This window comes from Streptococcus oralis, assembly GCF_001579025.1.
GTDB lineage: Bacteria > Bacillota > Bacilli > Lactobacillales > Streptococcaceae > Streptococcus > Streptococcus oralis_X.
The window spans coordinates 1-819 of sequence record NZ_KQ970242.1 but is presented as its reverse complement, the minus strand read 5'-3'; the positions used below and the strand labels follow the sequence as shown (position 1 = coordinate 819).

At 29.5% G+C, this 819-nt stretch carries 1 protein-coding gene; it reads left to right on the top strand.

The window, feature by feature from the left end:
- The first annotated feature begins 219 nt into the window (after window positions 1–219).
- Entirely contained in the window at window positions 220–813 is a 594-nt protein-coding gene (locus SORDD27_RS09385; RefSeq protein ID WP_000053461.1) for a hypothetical protein, read from the top strand.
- Window positions 814–819 lie beyond the last annotated feature (6 nt).

The following is an 819-nucleotide window of genomic DNA, read 5'->3' as shown; positions in this document are numbered from 1 at the left end:
GCTGGTAAAAGTTTATGATATCCAGTATATCCAGTCGGTCGATATGTTTCCCCACACTGCACGAACAGAAGCAGTGGTTAAGTTAGTAAAAAAAGATAGAGCTCTAAGACATAAAAAACAAGCAAGATAGGAATCAAAGAAAAAAAGTATAACGGATAATTAATTAGTATAGGAAGAAATTATTATATAGAAATAATAGAGCACAGAGGAGTAAGTTAAATGTCATTAAAAGAAAATCTAAATAAATATGACTATTTAAAAGAAATTTGCAAATTTTCAGATTTAACAAATGTAAACATAAAACAATTGATAAAAGGGGTATCAAATGACGAGAAAAAATTGTGGGCAATGTTTGCTAGGAAAAAGAGAGGCTTGAATAACGATAATTTTGATTTGGAACAGATTTGCGTACAAGTTGGGAGTAGTATTAACATATACTCTGAGTTAAGAGGAATATTAAGATGTATGATTTCTGAACCAAAAAAAGAAGAAGTTTCTACAGAATTTACGGTTGATGCATATATGTTCACTACATTCATGGATAAAGACAGTATCAAGTACAGATCTATCTATAATGAATTCGAAGATTTTATTATTTATGAAATTATTGCTGAAAAATACTTAGCTAATATAGATTATGGAGACTATGATAAAATCAACTATTCGGAAGTGAAATTTGCGCTTGAACATCGTGCTTATTTATGGAATCCTGCCCCATCAACACATGGAAATAAAGAACGAGAAATACTCGCAACTTTTAAAACAAGAAAAGAGAACAAAGAGAAAGAAATTGAAAATTTTTTTGTAGACTGAAAAAAG

Bases quoted from the DNA above. Each gene is read 5' to 3' on its own strand.
- SORDD27_RS09385 (WP_000053461.1), top strand. From the start codon at position 220: ATGTCATTAAAAGAAAATCTAAATAAATATGACTATTTAAAAGAAATT.